Source organism: Pseudoalteromonas shioyasakiensis, assembly GCF_019134595.1.
Taxonomy (GTDB): domain Bacteria; phylum Pseudomonadota; class Gammaproteobacteria; order Enterobacterales; family Alteromonadaceae; genus Pseudoalteromonas; species Pseudoalteromonas shioyasakiensis_A.
Window position 1 is genome coordinate 3,458,070 of record NZ_CP077770.1, and the last position, 14,166, is coordinate 3,472,235.

13 protein-coding genes are annotated in these 14,166 nt (G+C 43.6%); 3 read left to right on the plus strand and 10 right to left on the minus strand.

Translation table 11 applies throughout. The annotated features are described in order from the left end of the window. Positions 1-12: 12 nt before the first annotated feature. The 8 genes from mutL to cutA all read right to left on the minus strand — a co-directional run bounded on the left by mutL (position 13) and on the right by cutA (position 8,677). Positions 13-1,857 (minus strand): DNA mismatch repair endonuclease MutL, encoded by a 1,845-nt coding sequence (gene mutL / locus KQP93_RS15945; protein ID WP_217875182.1) that lies wholly within the window; start codon positions 1,855-1,857, stop codon positions 13-15. 23 nt (positions 1,858-1,880) lie between these two features. Then, positions 1,881-3,188, minus strand: a complete 1,308-nt coding sequence (locus tag KQP93_RS15950) for an N-acetylmuramoyl-L-alanine amidase (RefSeq protein ID WP_254907753.1) — start codon at positions 3,186-3,188, stop codon at positions 1,881-1,883. A 66-nt stretch (positions 3,189-3,254) separates the two neighbouring features. Continuing rightward, positions 3,255-3,728 (minus strand): tRNA (adenosine(37)-N6)-threonylcarbamoyltransferase complex ATPase subunit type 1 TsaE, encoded by a 474-nt coding sequence (gene tsaE / locus KQP93_RS15955; protein ID WP_217875184.1) that lies wholly within the window; start codon positions 3,726-3,728, stop codon positions 3,255-3,257. Between the two features lie 142 nt (positions 3,729-3,870). Then, positions 3,871-5,211, minus strand: a complete 1,341-nt coding sequence (gene accC, locus KQP93_RS15960; protein WP_217875185.1) for an acetyl-CoA carboxylase biotin carboxylase subunit — start codon at positions 5,209-5,211, stop codon at positions 3,871-3,873. Positions 5,212-5,234: 23 nt separating this feature from the next. Continuing rightward, positions 5,235-5,699, minus strand: a complete 465-nt coding sequence (accB, locus tag KQP93_RS15965; protein WP_217875186.1) for an acetyl-CoA carboxylase biotin carboxyl carrier protein — start codon at positions 5,697-5,699, stop codon at positions 5,235-5,237. Positions 5,700-5,729: 30 nt separating this feature from the next. Continuing rightward, positions 5,730-6,182, minus strand: coding sequence for a type II 3-dehydroquinate dehydratase (gene aroQ / locus KQP93_RS15970; protein ID WP_217875187.1), 453 nt, complete (start codon positions 6,180-6,182; stop codon positions 5,730-5,732). Between the two features lie 348 nt (positions 6,183-6,530). Beyond that, positions 6,531-8,357: a protein-disulfide reductase DsbD gene (locus tag KQP93_RS15975; RefSeq protein ID WP_217875188.1), complete on the minus strand. Its 1,827-nt coding sequence runs from the start codon at positions 8,355-8,357 to the stop codon at positions 6,531-6,533. Beyond that, entirely contained in the window at positions 8,357-8,677 is a 321-nt protein-coding gene (gene cutA / locus KQP93_RS15980; RefSeq protein ID WP_054552426.1) for a divalent-cation tolerance protein CutA, read from the minus strand. Before cutA ends, KQP93_RS15975 begins: the two co-directional genes overlap by 1 nt. A gap of 162 nt (positions 8,678-8,839) precedes the next feature. Between cutA and KQP93_RS15985 the strand changes: the two genes are divergently transcribed. The 3 genes from KQP93_RS15985 to groL all read left to right on the plus strand — a co-directional run bounded on the left by KQP93_RS15985 (position 8,840) and on the right by groL (position 11,445). Continuing rightward, positions 8,840-9,316, plus strand: coding sequence for an FxsA family protein (locus KQP93_RS15985; protein ID WP_054552425.1), 477 nt, complete (start codon positions 8,840-8,842; stop codon positions 9,314-9,316). Between the two features lie 143 nt (positions 9,317-9,459). Further along, positions 9,460-9,747, plus strand: a complete 288-nt coding sequence (locus KQP93_RS15990; RefSeq protein ID WP_036973362.1) for a co-chaperone GroES — start codon at positions 9,460-9,462, stop codon at positions 9,745-9,747. 51 nt (positions 9,748-9,798) lie between these two features. Continuing rightward, positions 9,799-11,445 carry a chaperonin GroEL gene (gene groL, locus KQP93_RS15995; RefSeq protein WP_217875189.1) on the plus strand — a complete coding sequence of 549 codons (1,647 nt, stop codon included), beginning with the start codon at positions 9,799-9,801 and terminating at the stop codon, positions 11,443-11,445. Positions 11,446-11,668: 223 nt separating this feature from the next. On the opposite strand, the gene KQP93_RS16000 is transcribed toward groL, so the two are convergent. Next, a complete protein-coding gene (locus KQP93_RS16000) occupies positions 11,669-13,162 on the minus strand; it encodes an NAD(P)H-hydrate dehydratase (RefSeq protein WP_217875190.1) in 1,494 nt (497 codons plus the stop codon). A 117-nt stretch (positions 13,163-13,279) separates the two neighbouring features. Further along, complete coding sequence (gene speD, locus KQP93_RS16005) at positions 13,280-14,092, minus strand: adenosylmethionine decarboxylase (protein ID WP_054563482.1); 813 nt, start codon at positions 14,090-14,092, stop codon at positions 13,280-13,282. Positions 14,093-14,166: the final 74 nt, after the last annotated feature.

Below are 14,166 nucleotides of genomic sequence, written 5' to 3' on the forward strand. Positions count from 1 at the left end.
TAAATACCTTGCTTAGTTTAAAAACTGAGATAGTTCTATTTTAACTGCTTTTTGACGTAAACGTTGCATAGTTTGTGGATTATTTTCTAACCTAGCCACTTGTTCCAAAAAGGCTTGGCTTGCGTAATAGCGTGCTGGAATTTGCTGAGCTAACCAATCTAACCATTCATCGAGGGAACTTGGCGAGGTTTTGCAACCACTGATAAGCCGCTCAATAGCATTACTGACATCAAGTAAATACACACAAGGCGGTAGCTTTTTCACCATCACAAATTGTTTTTCAATGACTAAATCAAAACCAAGTAAGGTAAACCACGACTGCTGATCATTTAGCGCGCTAATATCATCAGCACTTGCATTTACTCGCACAGGTAACAACAAGGCTTTACCATCAAGGCTACCGGCTTGCTCTACTTGCGCTTGCCAGTCCAGTGCTAAAGCATTTTTAAAGTGAGCTGCAAATAGCTGGTTGTCTTCACTAAATACGCACTCACCTTCACGGACGTGGATGAGTTTGGCGAGTTTTGCTTGTTCAACAACCGGCGCTGCAATGCTTGGCTCTGGGCGTACTTGGTCAAAATGCGCAGCATGTTGCTCACTGATCCCTTGATAAAATGCATTTACATCTTGATGCGATGTTTTACTGCGGCCTTGGCTGTCGCTACTAAAACCGCCGCCTGAGCGCCCAGCTCCTGTTGCTCCAGAATAACTCGCTGAACGTGTCGGCTGTAATTCAGATTTAGGGTAATCATACTGCTCTGTTGGCGCTGATTGAGTAAAACTAGGCTGCATGCTGCTTAGGTGTGTCTCATCAAGCGGGGCATGCTGAAAAGCAGTGTCATTGTGCTCTGTAAAACCGGCTTCATGCTGAAGCGGCACCACCACTTGTTTTATTGCCTGCAGGATAAAGTCATGCACTAAACGGCCTTGATGAAAACGCACTTCATGTTTTGCTGGGTGCACGTTTACATCGACCTGACGTGGGTCAATATCAATATAAATGACAAAACCGGGTAGCTCTTCTGAGCCTGCGACTTCTTCAAAGGCTTGGCGGATTGCATGCAAAATGAGTTTATCGCGCATCATGCGATTATTCACATAGGTATATTGCGTGCTATTCGTTGAGCCCACGGGTAATACCCAACCGCGCAGCATCAAACCAGCTTCACCTGATTGAATATGCAGCCCCTGCTCACTAAATGCTTTGCCAGCAACTTGAGCGACACGCGCTATTGCTTGCTCAGGGTTTGGTTTAGCACGGTATTGGCGCACAACTTTGCCATTATGAGTCAGGGTGATAGAGACATCAAAACGACTCAGCGCAATACGCTTTATGAGCTCATCAATATGTGAAAACTCGGTTTTCTCGGTGCGAAGGAATTTACGGCGCGCAGGGGTATTAAAGAATAAGTCTTTCACCTCAATGGTGGTGCCATCAGGGTGTGCGGTTGGCTTGACTTGCACCGCCATATCGCGACCTTCAGCAAACGCTTGCCATGCAGCCTCTTGCTGCTTTGGCTTTGAGCTTAAGGTTAAGCGAGAAACAGAACTAATTGATGCTAACGCTTCACCACGAAAACCCAGTGAACAGATGTTCTCTAGGTCATCGAGTGACTTAAGCTTACTCGTAGCATGGCGCGACAAGGCTAATGTTAGCTCATCTTTATTAATGCCAGAGCCATTATCGCGAATGCGAATAAGCTTATGACCGCCACGCTCAATATCTATTTGAATGCGCGTTGCGCCGGCATCTAAACTGTTTTCTACCAGCTCTTTAACAACGGATGCTGGGCGTTCAACCACTTCACCCGCAGCAATTTGGTTAGCCAATCGCGCGGGTAGTATTTCTATACTCATAGTGTTCCTAACACGAAAATTGACTAGCTTTGAGGAATATCAAGCTCTTGACCAATAAATAAGGTATTTGATTTTAAGTTGTTGGCCGTTTTTAGCTTACTCACAGAGGTGTTATATCTGCTTGCTAAAATACTTAACGACTCACCAGGGCGAACTTTGTGTTTAGTCGGAAACTGCGACTTTAACTTAGCGAAAAGCGAGTCATCTGGCGGGTTTTGCATATAGTAATTTTTAATCGAGGTGAAAATTGCTTTAGCTAAGCGCTCCTGATGCTGCGCCGTTTTTAGCATTCGCTCTTCGCGTGGATTCGAGATAAACCCTGTTTCAACCAAAATAGACGGAATATCAGGTGACTTTAATACTGCAAGGCTCGCCGCTTGTGGGCGTTTCTTATGCATTTTAGCCACTTTTCGTAATTCGCTAACCACTTCTTCTGCGACACTAAAGCCTGTTTTCATCGAGTGATCCATCGACATATCTAGCAGTGCTTGCGCTAAATATTTTTCGCTTGCAGTATCTTTTAATACCCCAGCTGCACCACCTAAAAGCTCTGAGTGTTTCTCTTTATCCTCAATCCATTTACCAATTTCTGAATTTGCACGGCGTAGTGATAGCACCCACACTGAGGCACCGTTTGGTTGTGGACTAGTAAAGGCATCCGCATGAATCGACACAAAGAAGTCAGCTTTTTTCTTACGGGCAATACTGGTTCGAGAGTTTAGATTTACAAAGTAGTCACTACGGCGCACCATACGCGAAATCATGCCTTTTTCAGCATCAATCATTCGCTCTAAGCGCTTCGCTATTTGTAGTGTTATGTCTTTTTCATAAGTGCCTGACGGACCAATTGAACCTGGGTCTTCACCACCATGACCTGCGTCAATGGCAATAACAATATCGCGCTCTTGATTGAGTTCGCGTTTTTTCACACTGGTATTGGTCGAAGCAACAGGCTCTACCTTCGGTGTTTTATCAACAAGGTCAACTACTAAACGATGCTTGTATGGGTCGGTAGGTAGTAAAGCAAACACAACGGGTTTACTAGCACGGGCTAGCTCAAAAACAAAGCGCACACTTTTGCTGTCTTTAGGTTTTGAGTAACGCAGCTTTGAAACAATCTGATGCTTTTTAGGAATAGCAGGCAAGCTATCTAGTTTGTCGGTATTTTTTAAATCAATGACTAAACGAGCTGGATTTTTCAGCATGAAATAGCTGAAATCAGGTTTATCGTTTAAATCAAAGACCACACGAGTGCTGTCAGGTGAAGGCCACACACGTACGCTATTAATAGTATTTTGTGCAAGCGCAATCTGGCTCACAACCAATAACATCAAAGTAGTTAATAGTTTAAACGTACAACGACCCATTTTTACTAATACACCTTTATTTTTATATGTTTATTCTTGCGCGCTCTTAAGTTGCTGAACAATTGCCTGACCACGCTTGGTTAAGCTGTTAATTGCAATGGCACGCGCCTCGCCTTCATAGCGTAGGGTGATATCAAGATCCGGTGTTGGAATAAATTCGCCGCCTTTTTCTGGCCATTCCACAACACAAATAGCCTGTGGTGAAAAATAGTCACGAATTCCCATATATTCAAGTTCTTCAGGGTCACCTAAGCGATATAAATCAAAGTGATAGACATCAGCTTTAGCTAATTGGTAAGGCTCAACCAGTGTATAAGTTGGACTCTTAACCTTACCTTGATGACCGAAACCTTGCACGATACCACGGGTTAATGTCGTTTTACCGGCACCTAAATCACCATGTAAATAGATGACTGCCCCTTGCTCCATTAAGGTTGCAAGTTGCTTACCCATATCAACCGTTGCTGCTTCATCAGCGAGTGGAAAACCAACACTGTCGGTCATTATTACCTCATGAAAAACTAAAAACACATTACTTTGTTAATCATACCAGAATAATTTTGTAAGGCGAGAGCCGCTCTTATGCCTAATTTGACAAAAAAAAGCCGGCAAAGTTGCCGGCTTTTTAGCTTAAACAGAATTTTGTTTACAGACCTAGTTTCTTCTCAAGGTAGTGGATGTTTGTACCACCATTTTGGAAGTTCTCATCTGCCAAGATTTTCTTGTGCAGTGGTGTGTTGGTCTTGATGCCATCAATCACTAATTCGTTTAACGCATTGCGTGAACGAGCAATGGCTACATCACGGTTTTCACCGTAACAGATCAGCTTACCAATCATTGAATCGTAATGAGGTGGTACTGTGTAATCTGCGTAAATGTGGCTGTCCCAACGAATACCTAAACCGCCAGCAGGGTGGAATCGCGTGATTTTACCTGGTGATGGAATGAATGTTTCTGGGTCTTCCGCATTAATACGGCACTCAATTGCATGACCACGAATAACCACATCTTCTTGTGTGAATGATAATGGCTGACCCGCTGCAATTTTTAGCTGCTCTTTGATTAAGTCAACGCCAGTGACCATTTCTGTTACTGGGTGCTCAACCTGAATACGGGTATTCATTTCGATGAAATAGAACTCGCCGTTTTCGTATAAGAATTCGAACGTACCTGCACCGCGATAACCAATTTCGATACATGCACGAGTACAACGATCACCGATGAACTTACGCATTTCAGCTGTGATACCTGGCGCTGGCGCTTCTTCAACAACTTTTTGGTGACGACGTTGCATTGAACAATCACGCTCACCTAAGTGAACTGCATTGCCTTGACCGTCAGCAAGTACTTGAACTTCGATGTGACGTGGGTTTTCAAGGAATTTTTCCATGTAAACCATGCCATTACCGAAGAACTGCTTTGCTTCTTGCTGAGTAAGAGCGATTGAATCAACCAGTTCTTTTTCGCTGCGAACAACACGCATACCACGACCACCGCCGCCGCCTGCTGCTTTAATGATCACAGGGTAACCAATACGCTTAGCGATTTGAATGTTGCGCTCGCTGTCTGCCGTTAATGGGCCATCAGAACCTGGTACACAAGGTACACCTGCTTTACGCATCGCTTCGATTGCAGAAACTTTGTCACCCATTAAACGAATTGTGTCGCCTTTAGGACCGATAAATACAAAGCCGCTTTGCTCAACTTGATCAGCAAAGTCTGCATTTTCAGAAAGGAAACCATAACCTGGGTGGATAGCAACTGCGTCTGTTACTTCTGCCGCTGCAATAATGCGCGGAATATCTAAGTAACTTTCAGTGGCTGCTGGTTTACCAATACAAATTGTTTCGTCTGCCAGTAACACGTGCTTAAGATCACGGTCTGCCGTTGAATGCACAGCAACAGTTTTGATCCCAAGCTCTTTGCAGGCGCGCAGTACGCGAAGTGCAATTTCACCTCGGTTTGCAATGACTACTTTATCTAACATAGAGTTGGCCTTTTGTTGCGCTATTATTCAATGATGAATAAAGGTTGATCGAATTCTACTGGCTCGCCATTTTCAACTAAGATAGCTTTTACTGTGCCTGCTTTATCAGATTCGATTTGGTTCATCATCTTCATTGCTTCAACGATACATAACGTATCGCCAACATTTACTTTAGAACCTACTTCTACGTATGGTGCTGCTTCTGGAGAAGCCGCTGAGTAGAATGAGCCAACCATAGGAGATTTAACTTGATGGCCAGTCGGTGCAGCTGGAGCAGCCGCTTCTGCTGCTGGTGCATCTGCTACCGGAGCTGGTGCCGCTGCTGGCGCAGGTGCTGCAAACTGTTGTGGTGCATACTGCATTGCAGGTGCTGCAGACATATTGTTACGATTGATGCGTACTGACTCTTCACCTTCAGTGATTTCTAATTCAGCAATACCAGATTCTTCTACTAATTCGATAAGTTTTTTGATCTTGCGAATATCCATTGAACGACCCGCCTGTTAGTTATTTAAAAATTAATGTGTGTTTTGCAACCGGCTAACAGCAGCTTCAAGTGCCACCTTATAACCCATTGCTCCTAATCCAATAATGACGCCTTGTGCCACATCCGAAAAATACGAATGATGACGGAATGCTTCTCGAGCATGCACATTAGTTAAATGCACCTCGTAAAAGGGAATGTTTACACTAAGTAATGCATCCCGTAAGGCTACGCTTGTATGCGTAAATGCAGCAGGGTTGATAATAATTGCATCAACCGTTTGCCATGCATCGTGAATGCGTTCTATTAATGCAGCTTCACTGTTACTTTGGAAATGCTTTAAATCAACATTGAGACCGGCAGCAACCTGACTAAGTTCAGCTATAATCTCATCAAGAGATTGAGTACCGTACTTTTCTGGTTCACGCTTGCCAAGCATGTTTAAATTTGGCCCATTTAGAACTAAAAGTTTGAATTTTGCAGCCATAATACGCGATATATCCTATAAGTAAGCAGTTTAACCATATTCATCATAAACCCACGCTTAACCTAAGCGTGCTGATGTAAAATAGCAACTATTTCTCACGTTAACCACCTATTATAGATATTTCGACGTAAATAGCAGCAAAATACTGGTCTAATCACTCCCTATTCGTGGCAAAGTCAAGCATAGCAAGGCACACAACAGGGTCATTCTAAGCGTTTTCCTGCTGATTAATTGAGCTTCAATCAGTGAATTTGCCATTTTTCACTTAAAATAAGTATTTTTTACGATGCAGATACAAAAACGCCACTCAGATGAGTGGCGTTTTGCTATTTTCTTGCACGTTTGCGTTTATTTAGCGGTATTTCGTACTTTTGCTAAATGTTCTGCAAAGTCTTTGGCATTTAAAAAGCCTGTTACACGTTGCTCTAAAAGCTCATTACCTTGGCTATCAAAGAACAAAATGCTCGGTAAACCAAATACTGTGTATTCTTCCATTAGCTCTATGGTTTTTGCATCGCTTTCAGTTAAATCGATTTGAATTAATTCAAAGTGAGCAAATTGCTCTTGCACTTTAGCGTCAGGAAACGTGTAATGCTCAAACTCTTTACAGGCAACGCACCAGTCGGCATATAAGTCGACCATTACTAAGCGCCCCTCGCTACTTGCCTGTGCAATTTCTTCTTTTAATTCACTTAGATTAGCAACTTGTCTAAAACCATGTGTTTTTACAGCAGCTTCAGCAACCACCACTTTACTAGGCCAAAAATAATTTTTCGTTAAACTCGCCCCAGTCACAACCAATAAGGTTGCTGCAAACCACAATGCTGTTTTTAGCTTGCCTTGTGATTGACCACTTTGCCAATGATGTAAATAAAGCGCTGTAGCAAGTGCTAATAAACCCGCCATTAACCAGATGATTTCAATATCAACAATGCGCTCTAACAGAATAAGCGGCACGACCAGCATGATGAAGCCGAATAGGGTTTTCACTTGCTCCATCCAACCACCGGCTTTTGGTAGTAACTTACCGCCAGAAGTCCCCAGTAATAATAACGGTAAGCCCATGCCTAAACTGAGCACATAAAGTGTTAAACCACCGACGAGATAGTCACCACTTTGCGCCACATAAAGTAAAGCAGCAGACAAAGGTGCTGTTGTACACGGTGAAGCTATCAAACCAGACAGTACACCCATCATAAATACGCCAACATAGTTGCCGCCTTTTTGCTGGTTACTAACCTGAGTGAGTTTATTCATCATGCCGCTAGGTAATTTGATTTCGTACCAGCCAAACATCGACATTGCCAGCAATACAAATAAGATACTAAAACTGATTAGTACCGTCGGATGCTGTAAATACCCTTGTACTTGCCCACCTAAAGATGCAACCACTAAGCCCAGTGCCGCGTAGGTAACGGCCATACCTTGTACATACACAAACGACAACGAGAACGCTTTTTTAGTCGATAAATTCTGCTGACCTGCTATGAGGCTCGACAGAATCGGAAACATTGGGAATACACATGGCGTAAAAGCAAGGCCAATACCAACTAAAAAGAAGATTACTAGGTTCGTTAATAAGCCTTGCGATGCCAACTTATCGGTATATGACTGCTCACCAGCTGGTTTTGATTCTGCTTGAGAAGGGGCTGATGACGCTTCATTAGCATCAGCAGCTTGTGTTAATGCTGCCAATGCGTTCCCCGCATCTGCAGTCTGTGATACTTGCTCACCTGCAATCACAGATAAAGGAATGGTTCTAACTTCTGGCGGATAACATAACCCCGCCTCGGCACAGCCTTGAAAACGCACTTTAACAACCGCACCTTCTGTGACGTTACTGAGCTTAGAAACCACACTTAACGAATCAAAGAACACCTCGGTCTTACCAAAAAACTCATCTTCAATAATCACGCCCTTGCCAAGCTCAGGAACTTCAATATCAGCGCCTTTGGCAATAATTTCGACTTTCTTTTTATAAAGGTAATAATCAGGCGCAATATCCCAGCCAATAAATAACGTTTTGCCTTGCTGGTCAAAATCGAAAACAAAAGCCTGATCAACTGGGAGAAATGTTTGCTCCGCAGGTTGTAGTAGATTTCCAAGTAAATTGTTATTACTTGCGCTTGCTGGCATAAGCCACAGTGCACAAAGTAATAAAAGGAACGATCGCATTAATTAAGTACCTCATCCATCCAATTAAAATAGGCTAAATTGCCTGTAGCCACATCAACGACCTGAATTTCAGGCACCTCATAACTATGCAATTTCTTGATAGTTTGGATCACCTCATTCATTTTTTCTGACTTAGTTTTGATCAGTAACTTACTCTCAATTGCTTGAGTCACCTCGCCTTCCCACATGTAAATAGATTCAATAGTAGGCAAAATGTTCACACAAGCAGCTAGCTTTTCTTTAACTAGATGTTGTGCCAACTGACGGGCTTCAGCCTCATTTGCACAAGTAGTAAAAATAAGTCGAAAATGCGTAGTCATAAGGAACCTTTATTTGATTACGTGAGTCGCACCATAGTAGCCGATAGTAACTATAATGTGTAGCGAGCAAGGTGATCCTAGGTTCCGTCTTGAAAAATGACCTGCTCACCCCAATTTATATTTCACTGACTCGAAAGAGAATGACATTTTTTAGAGAGCGTTATGTTTAGATTTTTGTTTTTGTTATTTATTTTAGTGCCGATTGTGGAGATCGCGTTACTCATCCAAGTGAGTGAAGTGATCGGCGGCTTTGCCACCATTGCGCTTGTAATTGTGACCGCGATTGTCGGTGCGAAATTAGTGAAGCAGCAAGGTATGGGCGCGATTCAAAACGTGCAATTACAAATGGCACAAGGGCAAATGCCTGCAAAAGAATTATTTACTGGATTATGTGTCATTATCGCCGGTGTTTTATTAATGACACCAGGCATCATGACTGACTTTTTTGGCTTTTTACTACTCACGCCAGCAATTCGCAACAAACTGGCTGCAGGCCTTGCTAGTCAAGCAACCGTACGCATGAGTTCGCAGGCAAATCAAGGCTCTGCACACTTCCAATATCATAGTAAAACAACCACTCATGAAGAGCCAAACCATCAACCGACAACTATTGATGGTGAATTTGAGCGAAAAGATTAAAATTTTTTAATTTTTGTACTTGGATTTTTTTAAGCCACCCCCATTAATGAATGCAATGAAACGCAACGGGTGGCTTAGCACTCCCCTGCAATAACACAAGATTTTTTCTGTACTGTTCAGAAACTGTTAGGAGAACTAAATAAATGAACATTCGTCCTTTACATGATCGCGTCATCGTTAAGCGTCTAGAAGAAGAAACTAAGTCTGCTGGCGGTATTGTATTAACTGGCTCTGCAGCTGAAAAATCAACTCGCGGAGAAGTTATCGCTGTTGGTAATGGCCGTGTTTTAGACAACGGTGAAGTAAGAGCATTAGAAGTTAAAGCCGGTGACACTGTGCTGTTCGGCTCTTATGTTGAAAAAGCTGAAAAGATCGAAGGTCAAGAGTACCTGATCATGCGTGAAGATAACATTCTAGGCATTGTAGGCTAATCCTACTTTTCGTTTAGCAACCCGTTTACAGAATTTAAGAGGAATTTAATCATGGCAGCAAAAGAAGTACTTTTTGCAGGTGACGCACGTGGCAAAATGCTAACTGGCGTAAATATTTTAGCAAACGCAGTAAGAGTAACTTTAGGTCCTAAAGGCCGTAACGTTGTATTAGATAAATCATTCGGCGCGCCAGTAATCACTAAAGACGGTGTATCTGTAGCTAAAGAGATCGAGCTTGAAGACAAGTTCGAAAACATGGGCGCACAAATGGTTAAAGAAGTAGCGTCTAAAGCGAATGACGCTGCAGGTGACGGTACAACAACTGCAACAGTATTAGCGCAAGCTATCGTAAACGAAGGTTTAAAAGCAGTTGCAGCGGGTATGAACCCTATGGATCTTAAGCGCGGTATCGACAAAGCAGTTATCGCAGCAGTTGAAGAGCTTAAAGCCCTTTCTGTTCCATGTGCAGACACTAAAGCAATTGCACAAGTAGGTACTATTTCTGCTAATTCTGATAAAGAAATCGGTGACATCATTGCTGAAGCAATGGAAAAAGTGGGCCGTGATTCAGGCGTTATCACTGTTGAAGAAGGTCAGTCGTTAGAAAACGAACTAGACGTAGTTGAAGGTATGCAGTTTGACCGCGGTTACCTTTCTCCATACTTCATCAACAACGCTGAAAAAGGCGCTGTAGAGCTAGACAACCCATTCATTCTACTTGTAGACAAAAAAGTATCTAACATCCGTGAGCTACTACCTACATTAGAAGCCGTTGCTAAAGCTAGCAAGCCACTACTTATCATTGCTGAAGATCTTGAAGGTGAAGCACTGGCAACACTTGTTGTGAACAACATGCGCGGCATCGTTAAAGTATCTGCGGTTAAAGCACCAGGTTTTGGCGACCGTCGTAAAGCAATGCTGCAAGACATCGCAGTATTAACAGGTGGTACTGTAATTTCTGAAGAAATCGGTTTAGAGCTAGAGAAAGCAACAATCGAAGACCTAGGTACAGCGAAGCGCGTTGTGATCACTAAAGATGATACAACAATCATCGACGGTGCAGGCGAAGAAGACGGCATCAATGGTCGTGTTGCACAAATCAAAGCACAAATCGAAGAAGCGACGTCTGACTACGATAAAGAGAAACTACAAGAGCGTATGGCTAAACTAGCTGGCGGTGTTGCAGTAATCAAAGTTGGCGCAGCAACTGAAATCGAAATGAAAGAGAAAAAAGACCGCGTTGAAGATGCACTACACGCAACTCGTGCAGCGGTTGAAGAAGGTGTTGTACCAGGTGGTGGTGTTGCACTAGTTCGCGTAGCAAGCAAACTTGTTGAACTTGCTGGCGACAACGAAGACCAAAGCCACGGTATTAAAGTTGCACTACGTGCGATGGAAGCACCACTTCGTCAAATCGTAACTAACGCAGGTGACGAAGCATCTGTTGTTGTTAACTCAGTGAAAGGCGGTGAAGGTAACTACGGTTACAACGCAGCATCAGGCGAGTACAACGACATGATCGAAATGGGTATCTTAGACCCAACTAAAGTAACGCGCTCTGCACTACAGTACGCAGCTTCAATCGCGGGTCTTATGATCACAACTGAAGCAATGGTTGCTGAAATCCCGAAAGATGAGCCAGCTGCTCCAGATATGGGCGGCATGGGCGGCATGGGTGGTATGGGCGGCATGATGTGATAAACATCACCTCCTAAGCATTTCGCTTAAAAAACCCAGCTCCGGCTGGGTTTTTTGCTTTGTAGGTTGGGCTGAGCGAAGCGAACCCCAACACCGAAGGCTCTAGGCTCTAGGCTCTAGGCTCTAGGCTCTAGGCTCTAGGCTCTAGGCTCTATTCAATTATGCTTAGGTTGGAAAGTATTACAATTTACAAGGTGGTTCTTAAAGTCTTATCGCTTAAAACTTACAGCTTAAAGCTGCCATTAACCAACTCCCTCACTATCGCAAACAAGTCACTTGGCAACATACCACGCTCACCATCGCGCTCAGCGGCGATATCACCCGCTTTCGCATGTAAGCAGACCCCTAGGCAGGCTGCTTGCTGGGTAGTTAGCCCCTGTGCGATAAGTGCCGCGATGATACCTGTTAAAACATCACCACTGCCGCCAACCGCAAGTGCAGGGCTACCGTCGGTGCACACCCATGTTTGGCTATTATCAGCAATTAAGCTACCAGCACCTTTAAGTACACAAGTAGTGGTATAGCTACGTGCAAGCTGCTTTACTGCATGAAAGCGATTTTCTTCAATATCGCGAGCGCGACAATTAAGTAACCTTGCAGCCTCACCTGGGTGCGGTGTGATAACGGTATTCGCTAATGGAAATGACGAAGCATGCTGAGCCATTAAATTAAGTGCATCAGCATCAATAACCAGTGGCTTGTTATTAGTAAAGCAATACTGCATTACTGCTTCAAAGGTTGTTTTCGACCAAGTGTCTTGACCAAGGCCTGGGCCAATAGCAACACAGGTTGCCCACTCTAGGGCGCTAATCAGGTTTGTATCTGTCACCATTAATTCTGGCCGGCCAATACTCACAGGTAGAATAGAGCTACTATGGGTATACACTTTGACCATGCCCGCACCGCTGCGAAGCGCGGCCTCTGCAGTTAAACGAATAGCACCTGCAGTGCCGGCATTACCACCAACACACAGCAATTTACCATGGCTGGTTTTATGGCTGTTGTTATCGCGCTCAGGAAGCCTAGCTTGGCTCTGATAATTGATAAGCTCAGCCGTGGGTGATGTCTGTTTTAAAAAGGCATCTTCAATACCTAAATCATTAAACTCTAATGTCCCTGCATGCGCTCTACCTTGCCCTGTCACTAAACCTTGTTTAATCCCCACAAAAGTCACAGTAAGCGCGGCTTTTATTGCGACTCCTTGTACCACACCTGTGTCTGCATGAATACCTGAGGGTAAGTCGATAGCAACTATCGGCACTTGGCTCTCGTTAGCTGCTTTAATCAAGGTTGAAAAAGGCTCGCGTACCTTGCTTTGAATTCCCGTGCCAAGCAGACCATCAATAATGATATCTGCTTGCTCAATAGCACTGGCATCAGCGGTTATTGCCCCTCCGGCGTCAAGCCAAGCTTGCTGAGCACTGAGCGCATCGCCTTTGAGCGGTTTATCAGATATTGCTGCAATAACCGTAACCTGTTTGCCCGCTTGTTTAGCTAAGCGAGCAACAACATAACCATCACCGGCATTGTTACCAACGCCCGCTAACACTGCGAATGTACTTGCTTTAGGAAAATAGCTGATAGCTTGCTGATAAGTCGCCAGCCCTGCCCGCTCCATAAGCTCATACAAGCTTACGCCAGAGCGCTTAGCTGCGGGTCCTTCATGGTCACGAACTTGCTCTGCTAAAAATACTGACTGCGAGAGAACAACTGACATATCTATCCTTAAATTGGCCTTTTAATCAGCATATAAGTACAGATGAGTGCAGTCAATGAGGCATAAAAAACGGCGCGTAACTTACATTACGCGCCGTCTCTTTAAAGCTATAGTGACTTACTCAGTGTCTGGTAAGTTGCGACCGTAGAAGATTTCTTGCATCTCGCGGGTCAGCTTAGAGTAGATGGCTTCTTCTTCTTCTTCCGAAAGATCTGCTGTAGAAACACCGAATAGGTAAGTATTCAAGTCAGTTTCTTTTAACATCATCTTAGTGTGGAATAAGTTCTCTTGATACACGTTCACGTCCATCATTTGGTACGCTTCTTTGGTATCTTCAGTCATGTAGTTCTGAATTGAGTTAATTGCATGATCGATATAGTGTTTAACACCATCAACGTCACGAGTAAAACCACGTACGCGGTAGTCAATTGTTACAACATCAGACTCAAGGCTGTGAATTAAGAAGTTTAACGCTTTTAATGGCGAAATAATGCCACACGTTGATACTTCGATATCAGCACGGAACGTACAAATACCATCATCGGGGTGTGCTTCTGGGTATGTGTGAACACAGATGTGGCTCTTGTCTAAGTGCGCTACCACTGTTTCAGGAAGAGGACCCGGCGCTTCATCAACGTCATACGTTGTTTGTTGCTCAATTGGCTCTTCAGAGATCAAGATTGTTACGCTGGCGCCTTGCGGATCATAATCTTGGCGAGAAACATTTAGAATGTTTGCGCCAATAATATCCACAACTTCACCTAAAATATCGGTAAGGCGATCAGCACTGTACTGTTCGTCGATATATTCAATATATTCTTTACGCTGTTGTTCCGTCTTTGCGTAACAAATATCGTAAATACTAAAACTTAAGCTCTTAGTTAAGTTATTAAAGCCATGAAGCTTAATTTTATCGAAGGGTTTATTCATGCTAAACCAACCTTAAAACGAGTGAAACCTGCACCAGCAGAAATAAAAGTTCGCGGATTTTATACGAATTTCCT

Excerpts from the sequence above, each read along its gene's own strand:
- mutL (WP_217875182.1), bottom strand. The coding sequence starts at position 1,857 with ATGAGTATAGAAATACTACCCGCGCGATTGGCTAACCAAATTGCTGCG.
- KQP93_RS15950 (WP_254907753.1), bottom strand. The coding sequence starts at position 3,188 with ATGTTATTGGTTGTGAGCCAGATTGCGCTTGCACAAAATACTATTAAT.
- tsaE (WP_217875184.1), bottom strand. The coding sequence starts at position 3,728 with ATGACCGACAGTGTTGGTTTTCCACTCGCTGATGAAGCAGCAACGGTT.
- accC (WP_217875185.1), bottom strand. The coding sequence starts at position 5,211 with ATGTTAGATAAAGTAGTCATTGCAAACCGAGGTGAAATTGCACTTCGC.
- accB (WP_217875186.1), bottom strand. The coding sequence starts at position 5,699 with ATGGATATTCGCAAGATCAAAAAACTTATCGAATTAGTAGAAGAATCT.
- aroQ (WP_217875187.1), bottom strand. The coding sequence starts at position 6,182 with ATGGCTGCAAAATTCAAACTTTTAGTTCTAAATGGGCCAAATTTAAAC.
- KQP93_RS15975 (WP_217875188.1), bottom strand. The coding sequence starts at position 8,357 with ATGCGATCGTTCCTTTTATTACTTTGTGCACTGTGGCTTATGCCAGCA.
- cutA (WP_054552426.1), bottom strand. The coding sequence starts at position 8,677 with ATGACTACGCATTTTCGACTTATTTTTACTACTTGTGCAAATGAGGCT.
- KQP93_RS15985 (WP_054552425.1), top strand. The coding sequence starts at position 8,840 with ATGTTTAGATTTTTGTTTTTGTTATTTATTTTAGTGCCGATTGTGGAG.
- KQP93_RS15990 (WP_036973362.1), top strand. The coding sequence starts at position 9,460 with ATGAACATTCGTCCTTTACATGATCGCGTCATCGTTAAGCGTCTAGAA.
- groL (WP_217875189.1), top strand. The coding sequence starts at position 9,799 with ATGGCAGCAAAAGAAGTACTTTTTGCAGGTGACGCACGTGGCAAAATG.
- KQP93_RS16000 (WP_217875190.1), bottom strand. The coding sequence starts at position 13,162 with ATGTCAGTTGTTCTCTCGCAGTCAGTATTTTTAGCAGAGCAAGTTCGT.
- speD (WP_054563482.1), bottom strand. The coding sequence starts at position 14,092 with ATGAATAAACCCTTCGATAAAATTAAGCTTCATGGCTTTAATAACTTA.